This window comes from Polaribacter filamentus (genome assembly GCF_002943715.1).
GTDB lineage: Bacteria > Bacteroidota > Bacteroidia > Flavobacteriales > Flavobacteriaceae > Polaribacter > Polaribacter filamentus.
Genome location: NZ_MQUA01000013.1, coordinates 1,731,159 through 1,748,488, shown reverse-complemented (window position 1 = coordinate 1,748,488; position 17,330 = coordinate 1,731,159). Strand labels below are relative to the sequence as shown.

The window sequence follows — 17,330 nt, the reverse complement described above, 5'->3', positions numbered from 1 at the left end:
GTTTGGTTTATTATATTTTATTCCCTAATTTGGGCTAATACCAAAGCAATTGCGTTTTCAAAATGTTTCATCAGAATTATAATATTCTGAGTATTTTCAAATGCCTTTTCACTATTTTTACCAACTAATTCCTGGATTGAAAGCATTGCGGCTTTGCGGCAAATAAATTCGATGTCAGCACCAGTTAGCCCTTCTGCTTTTAAAGCCAATTTATTCAGGCTTACATTTTTGTCAAGTGGTTTATTTCGGGTATGAATACCAAATATTTTTTCTCTAGTTCTTGAATCAGGAAGAGGTAATTCAAATATCAAATCGAACCTGCCACTTCGTAGCAAAGCAGGGTCAATTAAATCTATCCTATTGGTTGCAGCGAGCACAATGACTCCTTTAAGTTCTTCGATGCCGTCCATTTCGGTAAGGAATTGGCCTATCACCCGATCGATTACTCCTGACCCAGAATTATCATTACTACGCATAGGAGTTAGGCTGTCTATTTCATCAAGAAACAAAATACAAGGCGAGGCTTGTTTAGCCATTCTAAAAAGTTCTCGAACCCCTTTTTCTGATTCTCCAATGTAGCGGCTAAGAATCTGTGGTCCTTTTACAGATATAAAATTCACACCGCTTTCGCTTGCCAGTGCTTTTGCCAGATAGGTTTTTCCTGTCCCTGGTTTACCATGAAGGATAATTCCTTTGGATGGTTTGGTATCAAATTTTTTGAAAAGATCTGCATATTTTAAGGGCCATTCCACCGTTTCCATTAAAGCTTCTTTAATTTCTTCAAGTCCACCAACATCTTCCCATTTCACGTCGGGAACTTCCACAAAAACTTCCCTAATAGCAGAAGGTTCTACTTCTTTCATCGCATCCATAAAATTATCCATGGTAACTTCTAAGGACATTAAAATTTCGTAAGGGATTTCTGCCATTTCGAAATCGATTTTTGGGAGTATTTTTCGCAGTGCAGTCATCGCAGATTCACGGGCTAAAGCTTCTAGATCGGCACCCACAAAACCATGAGTAATTTCTGCAAGTTTCTCCATATCTACATCCATCGACAAAGGAATGCCCCTTGTATGAATGTGAAGAATTTCTAATCGACCCTTTTTATCTGGAATAGAAATTGAAATTTCGCGGTCGAACCGTCCTGGTCTTCTGAGTGCAGGATCTATGGAGTTCGGTATATTGGTAGCTCCAATAACAATAACCTTTCCTCTCGATTCCAGGCCATCCATTAGTGACAACAATTGTGCTACCACACGCTTCTCTACCTGTTTTTCCCCTCCTAAATCTTCTCTCTTGGGTGCAATGGCATCTATTTCATCAATAAAAATAATAGATGGCGCATTAGCCTGAGCTTCTTCGAAAATTTTTCTGATACGCCCTTCACTTTCTCCATAAAATTTCCCCATGATCTCAGGGCCTGAGATATTGATAAAATAGGCATCTGTTTCATGAGCCACAGCTCTAACAATTAAAGTTTTTCCGGTTCCGGGAGGACCATACATAAAAACCCCTTTGGGCGGCTGAATTCCAAGCCGTTCAAAAATCTCAGGATATTTTAAAGGGAGTTCAATCATCTCTCTGATGCGTTGGACCTGTTGTCCAAGTCCTCCAATGTCTTCGTAAGAAACCTTTCTTTTTTGTTCTCCTCCGGGCTTAGCCGATTCAAGCTGAATAATTGTATTTGAGTGTATCAGTATTACTCCCTCAGGACTAATGCTGGTTACAGTATAATCAACCGAACGTGACCCAAAAAGAGTCGCTCTGATTTTATCTCCTTTTGTTACCGGTAAACCATTAATAAGTGAGCCAATGTATTTAACATCATCAGCCTTGTATAAGGAATTGGATTTTGTATCAGGTTTGAGTTTTATTTTTGAAGCCTGACGATAGGTAGTTTTAATAATCTTCACTTTTTCGTCAATCCCAACTTGGGCATTTTCTCTGGTGATGCCATCAATCTGAATTATTTTCTTATCCCTATCTTCTGGATAACAAGGCATAATCTTGACTGGTGTGGCTCGTTTGCCTTCAATCATTATCACATCGCCACTTTCAACGCCTATCAACTTCATGTCTTCTGGATCGATTCTTGCAATAGCTCTTCCAACATCTTTGACTAAAGATTCTTTTACCCGTACTATGATTTTTTCTATGATTTCAGACATGATTTATTGTTTGATTAACGGATCTTCAAAAAGAAACATCCTCATTTTATCTAATGAAGCTAACCCTTTAATTTCTTGGGAAAATTTAGGTATTTCAACTGAATTTAAAGCGCTAAAACTATCCTTAATTTCCCTTAAGTAAGGCGCCTGAGAAATCTTTACTCTTTTACAAAACTGACCATCATCTGAAACCATTACGTTATTCACAACAAGTTGCTTCGCAAATATGTCATATGTTGCAAGTTTATCGATTAATCCTCTTGTTTCTCTAATCGCCATTGCTTCGGGAATACAAACTGGAATGAATTCACTTTTGGTTTTGTCACGCAATATGTTGTCAGTTCTTTTGACCATTTTTTTTAGATTGAGTAAAAAAGCTCCAACTTCATCTTGTTTATATGAACCAGAAAAACGAGTAACCATATACCGATACTTCCACCTCATTCTTACAGATACCTTAATCCAATTATCCAACATTTCTGGGGAAGATATTAATCTTAGCGCATGTCCGGTTGGAGCAGTATCTACCACGTATTTATCATAGTGACCCTCTTCGATAAGATCCATTATAATTTTAAAACTCATTATTTCGTCAATACCTGGTATTGATAATTTTAACACTTCTTCAATATCCTGACTATCGAGATATGTAGAAGTATTGAAAAGTTTTTTAAAACGCTTTGGTGCTCTAATTTCCAATTATGCAATGCTTTATTAGCATCTATCTCTATAGCGTCTAAATTTTCTTTTCCTTTTACCTTGTGAATCTGGAAACCAACCTCTTGTTCTAGACAATCCGATATAGAATGAGCTGGATCCGTAGAAATAAGAAGTGTTCTGTGATTTTCAGATAATTCAAATGCTGTTGAAATGGCCGAAACTGTTTTTCCAACACCTCCCTTGCCCCAAAAATTATAAGCTTTAAATCAACATTTTCTAGGCCCGAGAGTGCCATAATACTATTTTTTTATCCTAATTTCAAGAATACCATTTGTAAATTTATGACTTAAATTTTGTTTGCTGACTTTAACCGATAGCAATAATTCTTTTCTGTATTTTCTGTTTTTGTTTACTGCCGAAAATTCAAGAATATCTTCATTTAAGTCGATAGTTATGTCATTATATTCAATGCCTGGCATTTCGGCAATAACAACAATCTCATCCTTTTCATCAAAAATATCAGTTAAAGGTTCTCGCTCTTCATCCACCTTAGGCCCTTCAGGTGTTTTTTTTATGTTCCCAAAAGTTTTAACTTTTGGACTACCACCGCCGGCGGTATTAATGGTGAAACCATAAACTCCTTTCATTCCTTTTTTAAGATGGTCTAAATTAATTTTACCTTCGCTGCTAACGCCACCCTTTTCCTCAAGTTTGTCTGCAAGGTCAACCAATTTTTCTATGCCTTTGAACAAACTACCTAATCCGAAAAGATCAAAATCAGAATTCTGATTTTGATCCTTATTTCCATTTTCGTTCATATCGTTTTGCTTTTATATTACATTATTATTATATTTTCAATATAACTCTTTATGACTCAATTAAAATTATACTAATTTAGTATTGCTGTAGTGCATTTGATGCATAAAACAATTAATCTGAATTAATTTTTGCCTCCAGTTGTTCAAGCCGCTTAACAACATCAGATTGGTTTTCCTCTAATTGCTTTTCTCGTGCTTTAGTTGAAAGACTGGGGTCTTCCTGCCACCAATTAATACCCATCTCTAACGCTTTGTCAACGGAACAAACTAATAGTCTTATTTTAATGGTTATTAGATCAATATCCGCTATTTGAATTTTTATATCGCCTGCAATCACCACTCCTTTATCGAGCACTCTTTCGAGAATATCGGCTAGACCTGTTGCGTTAATAGAATGTTTTGGTTGAGACATAATATTATATTTGTTTTTTATTAATAATCAATTGACATGGTTTGCCAATTTTCTTTATTGTTTCTGTCTGTCTTTTTTGTTTTCTCAATGTGCTGTTTCAAATCTATATTTTCATTGCTAATTTCTTGTATCTCATTCAGCCTTTTTTGAATAACTTCAAGCCTATGTATAGCTCTTATTTCTTCTTTCTGTAACCGACCTTTTTCTTTATCTAAAATATACAGTTTTAGAAAGTCAGAACCCTCCTTGTTCGGGATGCCCGATTTATTAACAGTCTGCATCGATTTGATATTCTGAAGGCCTTTAATTGAGTTTGATAATGGCATGATATATGGAATTAATTATATAGTAATTGAGGGTAAAAACTTAATCTTATTTCGTGTATTTATCAATTAAGAGATCCACAATTCCTCTCACTTTTTCTTGATTTGTTTTAGACCCAACTCGACTTGTTTCCGAAGTAAGAATGTCTTGGCAAATTGTTCTAAACGTTTCTTTTGATTTTAATGGAGTTGTATTTAATGTTGCAAGCGTTTTTGCAATCATTATTGCGCCACGAACTGTTGGATCAAATTCAACCTTCCCCGATTCGCGCAATCCTCTAACCACCTTCACAATTATTTCTGTTTCCTTTAGTGTCAGTTTAGATTTTGCCTGAGTAATTCTCAACTCAGTATCGTAATCAAAATGATCAAGGTCTAATGTCACCATACGATCTCTCAGGGCATCTTGCGTTCTATTAACGCCTGCGTATTCCTCTGGATTTGATGTAAAAATTGCACGGAACTCTGGATGCACTTTCATATAGTAATCTTCCTGTTTTGAAGCAGATGTAGTCATCATCCCTTCTTGCAGTATGGGAAGTAGAATATTATTAGCCTCAGCACGTGAGCGTGTAAATTCGTCATAGATAAGAGTAAAACCGTTTTTAACTGCTATAGTTAGACGGTTATTTACCCATTGTTTTGTCATTTCTTCTTCTTGTTTATGAACTGTATGTATAAACTTATCATCTAATTTTTTAAATTTATAACCCGACTCATTACCTACCAAATCAGAAGTTTTATACTCTGAGTCACCATGAATGATTATTACAGGTCTTCCAATTTTGCTTGCCAAATGCATAGCAACTGTTGTTTTACCAGTACCCGACGGTCCCCTGAAATGAACGGGAAATCCCGCCTTTATGTACGTTAGTCCACGGTTAGTAATGTTTTTAATATATTCTGTCTCAACAAAATCTTGCATCGGCTTGAGCTCAAGTACCGTATTTGTCTCATTGTTACTATTATTCTTATTCATGCTGTTGCGTTTGATTATTAAAGAAGTTTATTATTTGTTAGTTGTTCAAGCGTACGATCCCAAACAGTTTTTGCTTCTTCTATTTCTTTTAATATTTCTCTTTTGGTCACAAAGAAAGCCTCATTCATCGCTTTAAACTTATTTAATGCGTCTTGTCTTTTTAATAAGCTACATCTTATGGTTTCTCCAGGGTTATTCATGAGTTTTATTTTAAACCTATACCACCACAAAGGGTGCAAGGCAAATAATCGCTGCCATTTCCTGTTCCTTTGCACTGATTGCAATCAATTTTATTATGAACATTATTGTTCCCCTTGCCTCCACAAACAATACACGGCACCCGGGCGCCAAGTTTATTTTCACCAGAACCAGAGCAGTAAACACATGATATAAAAGGTTCTTTTATATCAACCAATTTAGAGCCTTTACATACTTGACATTTTGATATCGAAGAAAGGAGACCAAAAGGGTCTATTCCGGTTCCATTACAGAAAGCACAATTAATTTTTACATTCATATTTGATATAAATTTTAAAATAAAACAAGGAAACTCGCAGGACTTATAAACTGAAAATGTAAGTTTCCTAGACTCTATAACATGTTATTTCTTTGGATAATAAAGGTTGTCAATTTTTCTTATCTGTCCTAATTCAAGTAATTTTTTAGCAACAAAGCCTAAACGCATTCTAGTTTCCTTAAGAGGCTCTTCCATTTCTGAAACTTTCACTCCTTGGCTATTACTTTTGATATAAACTAAAATTTTCTCTTCTAATGATAAAGGAGCCACAGTTTTCTCTGCTTTTTTAGCAGGAGGCGCTACTTCTTTTACTTCAGATTTGTCTGAAACTGAAGTTTTTTTGTTTGATTTACTAGGTTTTGGAGTAACAGTGTTTTCCGGAATTAACGTGACTATTGTATCTACGACAACATTCGAAACTTGTTTAGTTTTAACTTTTTCTTTATTTCTTGTTGAACCCACAACACCTTGCTGGATTTGACGAATTTCTTCCTTCATTTTACTCCATTCAGTGGCAGCTAGACTCCTATCTGTTGAAAAATCAGCAATCATTTTTAAAGTACCCTTCATGCTTATATTTACACCTTTTCTAATATCTTCAATTGATGCTTGGATCGCATTGATTACTAAATTATAGTTTTTAATTCGCTCCACATCGTTTAAAGCTATATTTTCCTGGCTATTTGCAAGAGTCTCTCTCATTTCTTTAGCTAGTTGCTTATTTTCTTTACTTATTTCAGCGAGACTTTTCTGAAATCCATTTACCAGTGATCGGGTATATTCGACTCTTTCTGATAAATTTTTACTCAATTCTGTATTAAGGTCTGCTGACATTTCTTGGTGCTCTTTTTCGAATTTAGCAAGCAAACCATTTGTATTCGTTAAGATAGTTAAAACCTCACTATTTATGCTTTTTAGGTCAGCATTAATAGTTTTCATTAATCCTCCAAAAGATTTAATTCTTATTTTATTATTCTCGGCTCTGTCTTTTTGCCCTTGAGCAAATAAATTTTCTAGTTCTACAGCGATTTGAGCCCTGTTGGCACCAAATTCATTTAATAAGTTAAATGTAGAACTTTGGATATCTGAAACATCTTTCTGGATAGAACCAATAGTAACTCGTATACCAGACATTAAATTATTATAAGTGCTTAAACGCTCTTTTTCACCGCCTTTAAGATTATCTCTTAAAGCAGTCGCTATTTTCTTACGGTCTTGACGAATATTATCAAGAGTGTTGTGAACTTCATTAATAAATTGCGCATTGTTTTTTACACGATCTTGACTTTCCTTAACCCTTTGTTTGAATGAGATAAGAATTCCTTCACTTAAACTTTTCATTTCTGATGATAATTTCATTTGTTTTTGTTTTATATGGTTTGGATACTTAAATTTCTAGTATTAGTTAATCTCTCTAATAATCTTTTTTTTAATAAATTTTATATCTTTTACCTGAATATCATCTCCTTTTTTTAATAAGTCTTCTAAATTTAAGACTACTCGTTTGTGCATTTGTTGAAAATCCGTAAAAGATTTAATGACTTTCTCTTTTTTTGATCCCTGTAGTTCTGTGATCTGAGAAACTTGTTGTTTAATAATTGTAATTTTTTCACTACTCTGTTGATAATTTACATCTTTAATATCTAACAGCCTGTTTTTTAATGATTGCGTAGCTTCCTTTAGTTCTTCTATAAAATAAAAAAACTGTGTTTCAGTATCTAATTCTTTTTCATTAAATAAATGAAGAACATCACGCATCATTAAATTGTAATCTTTTTTTCGCAGCGAACCATTTTTTGCCACGGCTTCGCTGAGTTTAGAATTTAATGCTTCCCTTTCTTTTTTAAGACTATTTAAAGAGTTCTGAACATTGGCAAAAATTAAGTGAGTTGATTCTGTAATATTTTCTGAAGATTGAAAAGCCGTTTGAATTTTTCGGATCCGATCGTCATAAAACTTAATTACACTTTCTTTTAAAGAATAATTTTGCATGTTTTAAAATATTAAACCTTTTTTTTAAATTCTTTATTTTATGAGTAATTCTTGGTAAAACGTGCTGGAGCTGTTACATCAACGTAAGGACTTCTTAGCAAGAATAATTACTTCACAATAAACTGAATTATGCTGCTTTTGCAGTTAATCCAATTGCTTCTGCATACTTTAAGTATGTCTCAACTGAAGCTACTGTAATTCTTGCTTCAATTGCAAGAAGTTCAATACCTACTAATGAAACTCTTACCCATGCGTCTACAACAACTCCTTTGTCTAAGATACGGTCAATCACTTCTACTAAACTTGATGAACCTACTGTCTTTTCTACTGCCATTTTAAAAATATTTAATTAATTTATATAAACCGTACTTTATTATGAGGGACGGCCTTTCCTCTGTCTGTTATTATGCAAATACAATGCCAAAAGTATTTTAGTGGTTGCTAATAATTATATAAACATTTAAAATAATTATATAAGTACTAAAAAGAACTGTTTGTGAGCAACTTAAAATTTTTTTTAAATTATATTTAAAAAATAAATAAATACAGTGACGTGTACTATTTAATATAAGTTTAAAATTATCGCACATATGTGCTAAAATGAGGGCTTAATTTCCATTTTATGCTACGTCCTTTTGTTTGTTATTCTTTTGGTGGCTGTGACAAAGTATTTTACTCTTGTTACTAGAAACCTTATTTAAGAAGATTTATTAAAGTTGAACTTGTATTAATGTATTCAATCAAAAGTACTCAATAACAAAAGAATGTTTTTTCTTATTGCAAAACATAAAAAAAACATTTCACCCCATTCTTAGATTATATGAATAATTTATGGTCTTTATGACTCTTCCTGCGAATGCTTGTTTATTTCATGTTTTTTCATTTTTCGAATGAGTGCATCTCGACTTATTCCAAGAATCTCAGCAGTAGATTTTTGATTATATTTGGTTGCCTTTAGCGCTTTTTTAATTAAATTAACTTCAACACTTTTTAGATTTAATGAATCAGAATTATTCTCAATTTCAGAGGCCTTTTTTGATTCTATAGGAAAATCGTCTGCACCAAGTAATTCGCCTTCACAAAGAATAACGGCTCTTTCAACCATGTTTCTTAATTCCCTCACATTTCCCGGAAAATTATATTTCATCAAACCTTTAAATATAATATTATCGATTTTTAAGTTGGGTTTATTAAATTTAATTTTAAAAGAGTTTATAAAGTAAATGAGTAGCGGTTTAATATCTGATCGTCTTTCTCGCAGAGGGGGGATATGTATGTGTAAGGTATTTAGTCGATGAAGAAGATCGAGTCTAAATTTCTTTTTATTAACATTTTCTTCAATATTCACATTTGTGGCAGAAATTATTCGGAAATCTGTATGAATCGGTTTGGTGTCTCCAACCCGTATAACTACTTTTTCTTCAATAGAACGCAGTAGTTTTGCCTGTAGATTAAAAGGCATATCAGCAATTTCATCCAAAAACAATGTTCCTTTGTCGCAGAATTCAAAATAACCTATTTTATCTGCGTTCGCCCCTGTAAATGACCCTTTTTTATGTCCAAAAAATTCACTTTCTAAAAGTGACCCTGTAATAGCATTGCTGTTAACTGCTAAAAGTTCGTGGTCTCTCCTTGAACTTGAATGATGTATAATTCGTGCAATATTTTCTTTTCCCGTACCACTTTCACCTGTAATCAAAACATTAGCATCAGCGTAATTTCCAGCGAGAAGAGATTGTTTTAATACTTTTTGGATTTGAGGGCTGACACCAATAAACTGTCTGTCTATTTTTTCTTTAAGACTTTTTGAAATTAACGAGTTCTTTTCCTCTAAATGATTAATCTTTTGATTGAGTTCGTGGAATTTTTGAGTACGCTGAATTGCAATTTGCATATCGAGATGTCTAAAAGGTTTGCGCAGATAGTCAAATGCCCCAAATCGAATGGCTTTAATCACTGTATCCATATCTCCGTGAGCTGAAACAACAATCACTTCCATCTTAGGGAATTTAATCTTTACTTCTTTTAAAATGTCCAAGCCACTTACTCCAGGGATACGTACATCAAGAATAAGAAGATCTATCTTTTGAGAAGATAAAATTTCTCTTGCTTTCTTTACAGTGTTTGCCTCGTAGGCTTTATATCCTGAATTTTTAAAAAACTCAAACAATTCTTCTGTAAAACCTATCTCGTCATCCAGAATTAATACCTCCATTTTTTGTTCCAAAATTTTATTTTTTTACAACTTTTAAACTTATTCGGACTGTTGTTCCCTTAAATACATTGGGTTCTAACTCAATTGTTCCGCCCAATTCTTTTATTATTCGATATGAAATAGACAACCCGAGGCCTGTTCCATTTCCGGTATCTTTTGTTGTGTAAAAAGGAAGTGTTACATTTTCAATATCTTCTTTTTTAATTCCTTTCCCATTGTCAGCTACTTCAATTATCATATATTCATTTTCCATAAATGAGCTGATTTTAATAAACATATCATGGTGTGAACTATTTTGGCTATTTTTTTCAAGTAGGGCATCTTTTGAATTTGATAACAAATTAAGAATTACCTGCTCAAAAGTAAAGGTGTTTCCGAGAATGAAGAATGGGTTTTCATCTAATTTCAGAATTAAGTTTATTGAATAATGCTTTAATTGTTCAGTCATCATGTTAATGGCATTATTAATGCTTAAATTAAGATCAAAGCTAACCGATATATAATCAGATTGGTCTCTTGAAAAAGCCCTAATATGGTCAATAATATTTCTGATCCTTATGATATTTTCAAAAATTTTATCGGTCTTTTTCGTAAGGTAATTTTTGTCTATATTCTCATTTTCTGTAACCTCGCGTAAAACATTGTCCATGATAAGCGATACCGTATTTAAAGGCACGTTAATTTCATGAGCAATACATGAGGCCATTTCTCCAAGACTAGCCATACGGTTGGCATGCATCATTTTTCTCTCTATTTTCCTTCGGGTAGTAATATCGCGCACAGAAATCATAAAAAAGAAGGGTTCCCCAAGCGGATATTGTATTAATGTTGTGCTAATTTCACCCTGAAAGATAGATTTATTTCTTCTTTTAAATTTTACCTCAATATTTTGAATAATTCCTTCATCTATTGTTTTCGAAATAACCTCTCTAATTATGTTTTTCTCATCAGGTGCTACTAAATACAAATAATGTTTTCCATGTAATTCTTCTTTATTATTGAAACCGAATAATTCGAGCCCGATTTCGGAAACTTCAATAATAATTCCTTTGCTATTAATTAATACAATGCCGTCAGGAGAGGCATTTAGCATTATGTTGTATTTTTTTTCGCTTATTATCTCAGCTTTATCCATACTATTTTATTTGTATTATTATGAAAAAATTGTAAAAACGATAATTAAGATTAGGATAATACGCAATTCTAATCAGAACTTCGATAACTTTTCCTTTTTTGTTTTGCTGTTCTATCTCACTAATTTCAATTCCAGTTTGTAATACTTTTTTAATAATTTGATTTGTAACTCCAAAATCATTTTTACTTTCTAGATCTTAAAGAGTTTTTGTTAATAATTCTTATTTAGTATAACCGGACATAATCATAAAAAACTTGTTCACACTGAGAAAACGACCAAAAGTACCTGTTATAAAAAAGCTATCGATTGAAGCTTCTTGAATTGAGTTATGTTTTTTACACCATAACTAACGTTCCAATTATTAAGAACCCCATACCCAATACTAAGGCACATACCATCACCTGGATATATAGACGAACACGTATTGATGAATTCTATTAATTTGTGAGGGGGCTCTGGATGTATGCATACAGCAATAAAGAATAAATTTGATGAAATATTTATCATAACCAAAGAATTTAAATCAAATGTAGTCTTATTGTGAGGATAATTATGTAAATAACTATTTTAATTATGTAGGCAATAATAGCTATACGTGCTCATAATTAAAGGTTCTTTGTTTCTTATCATTATTCTTATGTTTAATTTTAAGTTAGCAAGATAATTGTAGCGTTTAGAGGAAATAGCTTGTTCTTTATTTTTCTAAAATTTACGAAATCGAAAAATTAAAAAAAGAGTTCTTAGGGCAAACTTCAGTCAGTTTTCCTTTTTCAAATATTCATTTCCAAAAGCGGTAATTGTAATAATTTGTACTAAAGTTACTGTCATTCTCTGTTTTTTTAAGATATGACGGGGAGATGCAGAGGTTCATAAAGGTTAAAGGCAACATAATAATTTCTTATTTTAATTAAATTGTTCCTTTTATTTCTATAAAACACTTGTCAAGAAATATAAATACCGATAAACTGTTGCAATTAGAACTATATGCAAACAATTTAATAGCACTGCGAAACGCTTTTTGCAACGGTCTTAACTTTAAAATTAATAGCATTTTTTTTTAAGCTTTGAAATTCTACGTCTTTTAGGTTTAAACTAAACTTTTCTTTAAAATGGTCTTGCAATAATTTTGTTGATGTTTTACTTTCTTAGGAGTTGATAATTATTGCATTTTCATCAATAACAACATTACTTCTACCAAACTAAAAGTCTTATGGTTTCGGAATAATATTAATGTCTTGTGAGTATGTTGTCAAAATTAGAATAAAAAGAAAAATGATAAATAGTGGAAGGATTTTATATTTCATGTTTATTGGGCTTTTATTTTAAAAAAAAATAAGGCTTTTATATCAATTCATTTTTAAAAATGACAAATGATAGGTAATTCCGAGATTTATAAAAGGGCTACTTAAATTTCCTCCTTTTGCTTCTACATAACCACCAGCAGTTCTAATACTTAAGGTTTTGTTAAGTTGGTAGCTAAAACCAGCACTTGGTTTTACAATTAATCCTTGGCCTGTGCTAATATCTCCACCACCTGCAGCGCCGCCTAAAACTTGGGTAAAAAAGGTTGTTTTGTTATTAAAAAAAGGATTTGTGTTAAATCCAAAACCAACAATTCCTTCTGCATAAGCGCCAGCGTTTCCAAAGTTTGCAAAAGAAGTTTGACCAGCAACATATAAGTTTTTATTCAAGTCTAAATTTATTTGTACAGATATTTGATGCAAATTTTCTGTAGGATTAGTATCTCTTTTTGCATTAAAGTAAAGATCGTGTTTGGTAAGTACCTCTATTCCCTTAAAAGTTCCTTTTGAAAAGGAATTTCCATCAGAAATAATACCATTTCTTTCTACGTAATATTTTAAACCAAGACCAAAAGAGGAAGTGTAAAAATGTGAATTGGGCGACATTACAAATCCTTTGTTAAGTGATATAAAAAAAGCGTCAAAAACTTGTTGCTCAATAGAAATATCTGGATAATTTAAAAAGCCTCCTTGGGAATCTACGCCGCCGCCGCCGCCAGCACCAACTCCAAATTTAGCAAGAATATTGGTTCGGTTTTTATTGAATGCGAAATGATATCCACCGCCTAAAAATACATCCATATAACCTGCTTTTATACCATCAAAAGCGCCATCAAATTTTACAAAAGCAAACCAGTTTTTAGAAAAATAAGAAGCAATTTCAAAACCAGCAAGTCTTATTGTTGCTCTATTAAATCGCTGCACATTTACATTTGTGTCATCACCTTTTATCATTAAATTATTGAAATGAAGCATGAGTGATGTTTTTTTAGAATTTACGTTCCAATTTGATTTTTGCAAATCTTCAAAATCATATTCATTTTCGGATACTTGGTAATCAGCATACGAATAGTCTAACGGAACCTCTAAACCAACATTTAATTGATGACCTTTTATCTCTCCGAAATCAAAAAAATTAACATAGCTCCAACCCGAATTTATAGAAAAATATTTAAAATTGTATCCTACGTTAATGTGCGGTAAAATAAATGCACCCCCACCATCTGGTGCGGCAGCCCCACCGCCACCGCCAAAGTGAAAACCAGTATCTAGGTAAAAATTTTCTGTAAAATATTTTTTAATTCCAGCATTGACACCCAAAGTAAAAAAACCACCTCTTTCGCCAGTAACTGCTCCATAAATCCCTAAACCAGCGTAGGACCAATCATTAATCATTAAGTTATAATGAATTCCTGTAAAACCCATGTTTAATTCATTTGGAATCGTAATATCTGGCATTTTAATAGAAAGAAAATCTATTTTTCCGAAACCCTTTTGAGTTTTCGTTTCTGGAATATTTTCATTCTGTGAACGTATAAATTGACTTGTAAAAAGCAGCGCGAATAAAAAAATATACTTTTTCATAGATTTAATTTATCTTTTTTTAATAGTAATAATAACAGCTTTTGAAGTAGGAGTATTACTAATGTCTGCAGTGCTTTTTAAAGGAACTAAAACATTTGCTTCAGGAAAGTAAGTTGCTGTGCATTGTTGCGGAATGCTATACGGTATTGCTAAAAATCCTTTTGCTTCTCTTTTTTCGTTCTTAAAATGACTCGTTAAATTGACTAAGTCTAATTTTTGTAAACCGGCTTTTTTCATATCCTCAGCATTCATAAAAATAACTCTTCGTTCGTTTAAAACACCTCTATATCTATCATTTAAGCCGTAAATGGTAGTATTAAATTGATCATGAGTTCGTATCGTCATCATTATAAATTGGTCTTTTTCTAAGGCAATTTCTGAGGGCTTATTAATACTAAAATTTGCTTTTCCTGTTGTGGTAGGCTCAAAATTATTGTCTCTGGCATTGTTTGGTAAATAAAATCCGCCTTTAATTCGGACGCGTTTGTTATAGTTTTCAAAACCAGGAATTGTAGCTTCAATTTTATCACGAATTAAATCGTAATTAGAAGCTAAGCTAATCCAATTTGTATTTGAACTTTTTAGAGTAATGTTTGCCAAATTAGCAACAATTGCTGTTTCGCTCAATAATTTTTCAAAACAAGGTTCTAAATGTCCTCTAGATTGATGAACGATTCCCATAGAATTCTCAACAGAAACAAACTGTTGTCCAGAAGTTTGATAATCTTTTTCTGAACGCCCTAAACAGGGCAAAATCAAGGCTTTTTTACCTGTAATTAAATGACTTCTATTTAGTTTGGTAGATACTTGGACTGTTAAATTACAATTGCGCAAAGCATCTGCAGTAAATTCTGTGTCTGGTGTTGCAGAAATAAAATTGCCTCCCATTCCAAAGAATATGGTTGCTTTTTTCTGATGCATAGCTTCAATAGCCTCAACAACATCTAAACCGTTTTTTCGGGGTGCTTTAAAATTAAATTCCTTTTCTAAATTGTCTAGAAATGAAGCTGGTGGTTTTTCCCAAATCCCCATTGTTCTATCTCCTTGCACATTAGAATGACCACGAACCGGACAAGTTCCTGCACCTTTTTTGCCAATACTTCCTTTTAAAAGCAGAATATTTACAATTTCACGAATGTTATCAACGGCATTTTTATGCTGCGTTAAACCCATCGCCCAACAAATAATAATATTTTCATTGTTAATAATCAGTTCTGTTGCTTTTTCTATCTCCGCCAAAGTGATACCAGTTTGAGGTACTAATTCTTCAATGGAATAGGTGTCTAAATCTTTTAATAAATTTGTAATTCCTGCTGTTTTTTCTTTTATAAATTGATGATTAAAAACCGAATTTGGTTTTAAATCCTCTTGTTTTTTCATCAATTTTAAGATGATTTTTAACAAAGCAACATCTCCATTTATTTTTACTTGTAGAAATAAATCTGTTAAATCTTGTCCAGAACCAAACCACTTTAAGGGATTTTGAGGATCTTTATAATTCATCAATCCAACTTCTGGAAGCGGATTTATAGTTATAATTTTTCCGCCTTTCTTTTTAGTATCACTCAATGCTGTTAGCATTCTTGGATGATTTGTGCCAGGATTTTGCCCAATTACAATCACCAAATCTGCATGATTAAAATCATCTAAAGTAACAGAACCTTTGCCGATTCCTAAAGTTTCAGAAAGTGCTGCACCACTAGATTCATGACACATATTAGAACAATCGGGTAAATTATTTGTTCCGAATTCACGCACAAACAATTGATACAAAAAAGCGGCTTCATTACTTGTTCTTCCAGAGGTATAAAAAAGTGCTTCGTCAGGAGAATTAAGTGCATTTAGTTCATCAGCAATTAAATGAAAAGCTTTGCCCCAAGAAATTTCTTCGTAATGAGTTTTTCCTTCCGCCAAGTACATTGGATGTGTAATTCTACCACTTTTACCAATTTCATAATCAGATAATTTTGCTAAATCGATAACAGCATGTGTAGCGAAAAACATGGGAGAAACTATATTTTTAGTAGCTTCTTCTGCAACTGCTTTTGCTCCATTTTCACAATATTCAGCTAAAAAAGCACGTTTTTCGTCAGGATCTGGCCAAGCGCAACCGGGGCAGTCAAAACCATCTTTCTGATTTACCTTTTTTAACAAACCAATCCCTTTTAAAATGCCAACTTCATCTTTAATATGTGTTAAAGCCGAAGCAATTGCTTTTAAACCAACAGAAGATTTAGGTACCTCAGTTAATTGAATCCCTGTTAATTTCTCGGATGGTTGGGCGGTTGTTTTTTTAGACATTTTCTAAATTATTGAGATAATTAGGGTTCGAATAAATGGTCATTTTTTGATCTCTGGAAAATCCGATTAAACAAATTCCGAATTCTTTTGCAAAATCTACCGCTAAAGATGAACAAGCAGAAACAGCAACAATTATAGGAATTTTTGCAATAAATGCTTTGCTTACAATTTCGTACGAAACACGGCCACTCACTAATAAATAATTTCCTTTTTTTAGACTTTCTTTTTGTAGCAAATCCCCAACAGTTTTATCAACCGCATTGTGTCTGCCAATATCCTCTTTAATCGTTAATAAATTTTGATTTTTATCAAAAATGGCGGCTGCATGACTGCCTCCTGTTTTTTTAAAAGTTTCTTGAAAAGTAGTCATTTTAGCAAACATTTTATGCAAGTTTTCTGATGAAAAAAGAATATGTTCTAGTTTGTTTCCGGCTACTTTGATGTCTTTTAATTCTTGTTTTCCACAAATACCGCAAGAAGAAACGGATAGCAAAGTTCTTTTATTTAAATACCCTTTTCCTAAATTTTCTTTAGAAATATCAACATTTATAACCGAAATAACTTCAGCATCCTTTTTTATTATTTTATAAGGTAAAGGAGCTGTTTTTTTATAAATATCTTCAGCAAAAAGTAAGCCTCTAACCAACTCAACATCATCATCAGGAGTCCTCATCACAACTGTATAAGGGGTGTTATTTATGTTTATTTGAAGCGCTGCTTCTACCACTAAAAAGTCATCAACTTTTTGTTGATTATTTGATGCTATTTTAAAACCTTGGTACTTTATAGTTTGCATAAAAATTAAAATACTACTTTCTATACAAACTTACTGAAAAATGGTAGTATAAAAAAAAGCCTCGAAATTAAATTCGAGACTTGATATTACGTGGATTAATTCCCTAAAATTAAAACACATTAACTT

18 protein-coding genes are annotated in these 17,330 nt (G+C 32.6%); all 18 read right to left on the bottom strand.

What is annotated here, in order from left to right; genetic code table 11:
• Window positions 1-17 precede the first annotated feature (17 nt).
• The gene (locus BST83_RS10310; protein WP_104809713.1) at window positions 18-2,171 is read right to left on the bottom strand and encodes a CDC48 family AAA ATPase; all 2,154 of its coding nucleotides are present in this window, start codon (window positions 2,169-2,171) and stop codon (window positions 18-20) included.
• A 3-nt stretch (window positions 2,172-2,174) separates the two neighbouring features.
• Window positions 2,175-2,870, bottom strand: a complete 696-nt coding sequence (locus BST83_RS10305) for an ArsA family ATPase (protein ID WP_254712447.1) — start codon at window positions 2,868-2,870, stop codon at window positions 2,175-2,177.
• The gene (locus BST83_RS21085) at window positions 2,786-3,043 is read right to left on the bottom strand and encodes an ArsA-related P-loop ATPase (RefSeq protein WP_254712448.1); all 258 of its coding nucleotides are present in this window, start codon (window positions 3,041-3,043) and stop codon (window positions 2,786-2,788) included. The genes BST83_RS10305 and BST83_RS21085 overlap by 85 nt, the downstream gene beginning before the upstream one ends.
• 87 nt (window positions 3,044-3,130) lie before the next feature.
• Entirely contained in the window at window positions 3,131-3,649 is a 519-nt protein-coding gene (locus BST83_RS10300) for an Hsp20/alpha crystallin family protein (RefSeq protein ID WP_104809712.1), read from the bottom strand.
• Window positions 3,650-3,761: 112 nt separating this feature from the next.
• Window positions 3,762-4,061 (bottom strand): gas vesicle protein, encoded by a 300-nt coding sequence (locus BST83_RS10295; protein WP_104809711.1) that lies wholly within the window; start codon window positions 4,059-4,061, stop codon window positions 3,762-3,764.
• Between the two features lie 20 nt (window positions 4,062-4,081).
• On the bottom strand, window positions 4,082-4,387 hold the full coding sequence (locus BST83_RS10290) for a hypothetical protein (RefSeq protein ID WP_104809710.1): 306 nt from the start codon (window positions 4,385-4,387) through the stop codon (window positions 4,082-4,084).
• 46 nt (window positions 4,388-4,433) lie between these two features.
• Complete coding sequence (gene gvpN, locus BST83_RS10285) at window positions 4,434-5,363, bottom strand: gas vesicle protein GvpN (protein WP_104809709.1); 930 nt, start codon at window positions 5,361-5,363, stop codon at window positions 4,434-4,436.
• A gap of 17 nt (window positions 5,364-5,380) precedes the next feature.
• Window positions 5,381-5,563: a hypothetical protein gene (locus BST83_RS10280; protein WP_104809708.1), complete on the bottom strand. Its 183-nt coding sequence runs from the start codon at window positions 5,561-5,563 to the stop codon at window positions 5,381-5,383.
• Between the two features lie 5 nt (window positions 5,564-5,568).
• Window positions 5,569-5,880 (bottom strand): J domain-containing protein, encoded by a 312-nt coding sequence (locus BST83_RS10275; protein WP_104809707.1) that lies wholly within the window; start codon window positions 5,878-5,880, stop codon window positions 5,569-5,571.
• An 84-nt stretch (window positions 5,881-5,964) separates the two neighbouring features.
• The gene (locus BST83_RS10270) at window positions 5,965-7,239 is read right to left on the bottom strand and encodes a hypothetical protein (protein WP_104809706.1); all 1,275 of its coding nucleotides are present in this window, start codon (window positions 7,237-7,239) and stop codon (window positions 5,965-5,967) included.
• Between the two features lie 42 nt (window positions 7,240-7,281).
• Window positions 7,282-7,872 carry a hypothetical protein gene (locus BST83_RS10265; RefSeq protein ID WP_104809705.1) on the bottom strand — a complete coding sequence of 197 codons (591 nt, stop codon included), beginning with the start codon at window positions 7,870-7,872 and terminating at the stop codon, window positions 7,282-7,284.
• Window positions 7,873-7,999: 127 nt separating this feature from the next.
• The gene (gvpA, locus tag BST83_RS10260; RefSeq protein WP_104809704.1) at window positions 8,000-8,206 is read right to left on the bottom strand and encodes a gas vesicle structural protein GvpA; all 207 of its coding nucleotides are present in this window, start codon (window positions 8,204-8,206) and stop codon (window positions 8,000-8,002) included.
• Window positions 8,207-8,710: 504 nt separating this feature from the next.
• Window positions 8,711-10,099 (bottom strand): sigma-54-dependent transcriptional regulator, encoded by a 1,389-nt coding sequence (locus BST83_RS10255; RefSeq protein ID WP_240614723.1) that lies wholly within the window; start codon window positions 10,097-10,099, stop codon window positions 8,711-8,713.
• A gap of 4 nt (window positions 10,100-10,103) precedes the next feature.
• A complete protein-coding gene (locus BST83_RS10250; RefSeq protein ID WP_104809702.1) occupies window positions 10,104-11,222 on the bottom strand; it encodes a PAS domain-containing sensor histidine kinase in 1,119 nt (372 codons plus the stop codon).
• Window positions 11,223-11,510: 288 nt separating this feature from the next.
• A complete protein-coding gene (locus BST83_RS20140; protein WP_205853571.1) occupies window positions 11,511-11,729 on the bottom strand; it encodes a hypothetical protein in 219 nt (72 codons plus the stop codon).
• 839 nt (window positions 11,730-12,568) lie between these two features.
• Window positions 12,569-14,107, bottom strand: a complete 1,539-nt coding sequence (locus BST83_RS10245) for a hypothetical protein (RefSeq protein WP_104809701.1) — start codon at window positions 14,105-14,107, stop codon at window positions 12,569-12,571.
• A gap of 9 nt (window positions 14,108-14,116) precedes the next feature.
• Window positions 14,117-16,408, bottom strand: a complete 2,292-nt coding sequence (locus BST83_RS10240; protein ID WP_104809700.1) for an FdhF/YdeP family oxidoreductase — start codon at window positions 16,406-16,408, stop codon at window positions 14,117-14,119.
• Window positions 16,401-17,204 carry a formate dehydrogenase accessory sulfurtransferase FdhD gene (fdhD, locus tag BST83_RS10235; RefSeq protein WP_104809699.1) on the bottom strand — a complete coding sequence of 268 codons (804 nt, stop codon included), beginning with the start codon at window positions 17,202-17,204 and terminating at the stop codon, window positions 16,401-16,403. The genes BST83_RS10240 and fdhD overlap by 8 nt, the downstream gene beginning before the upstream one ends.
• Between the last annotated feature and the right edge of the window lie 126 nt (window positions 17,205-17,330).

Coding starts and splice junctions, on each gene's coding strand:
- BST83_RS10310 (WP_104809713.1), bottom strand. CDS start 2,171: ATGTCTGAAATCATAGAAAAAATCATAGTACGGGTAAAAGAATCTTTA.
- BST83_RS10300 (WP_104809712.1), bottom strand. CDS start 3,649: ATGAACGAAAATGGAAATAAGGATCAAAATCAGAATTCTGATTTTGAT.
- BST83_RS10295 (WP_104809711.1), bottom strand. CDS start 4,061: ATGTCTCAACCAAAACATTCTATTAACGCAACAGGTCTAGCCGATATT.
- BST83_RS10290 (WP_104809710.1), bottom strand. CDS start 4,387: ATGCCATTATCAAACTCAATTAAAGGCCTTCAGAATATCAAATCGATG.
- gvpN (WP_104809709.1), bottom strand. CDS start 5,363: ATGAATAAGAATAATAGTAACAATGAGACAAATACGGTACTTGAGCTC.
- BST83_RS10280 (WP_104809708.1), bottom strand. CDS start 5,563: ATGAATAACCCTGGAGAAACCATAAGATGTAGCTTATTAAAAAGACAA.
- BST83_RS10275 (WP_104809707.1), bottom strand. CDS start 5,880: ATGAATGTAAAAATTAATTGTGCTTTCTGTAATGGAACCGGAATAGAC.
- BST83_RS10270 (WP_104809706.1), bottom strand. CDS start 7,239: ATGAAATTATCATCAGAAATGAAAAGTTTAAGTGAAGGAATTCTTATC.
- BST83_RS10265 (WP_104809705.1), bottom strand. CDS start 7,872: ATGCAAAATTATTCTTTAAAAGAAAGTGTAATTAAGTTTTATGACGAT.
- gvpA (WP_104809704.1), bottom strand. CDS start 8,206: ATGGCAGTAGAAAAGACAGTAGGTTCATCAAGTTTAGTAGAAGTGATT.
- BST83_RS10250 (WP_104809702.1), bottom strand. CDS start 11,222: ATGGATAAAGCTGAGATAATAAGCGAAAAAAAATACAACATAATGCTA.
- BST83_RS20140 (WP_205853571.1), bottom strand. CDS start 11,729: ATGATAAATATTTCATCAAATTTATTCTTTATTGCTGTATGCATACAT.
- BST83_RS10245 (WP_104809701.1), bottom strand. CDS start 14,107: ATGAAAAAGTATATTTTTTTATTCGCGCTGCTTTTTACAAGTCAATTT.
- BST83_RS10240 (WP_104809700.1), bottom strand. CDS start 16,408: ATGTCTAAAAAAACAACCGCCCAACCATCCGAGAAATTAACAGGGATT.
- fdhD (WP_104809699.1), bottom strand. CDS start 17,204: ATGCAAACTATAAAGTACCAAGGTTTTAAAATAGCATCAAATAATCAA.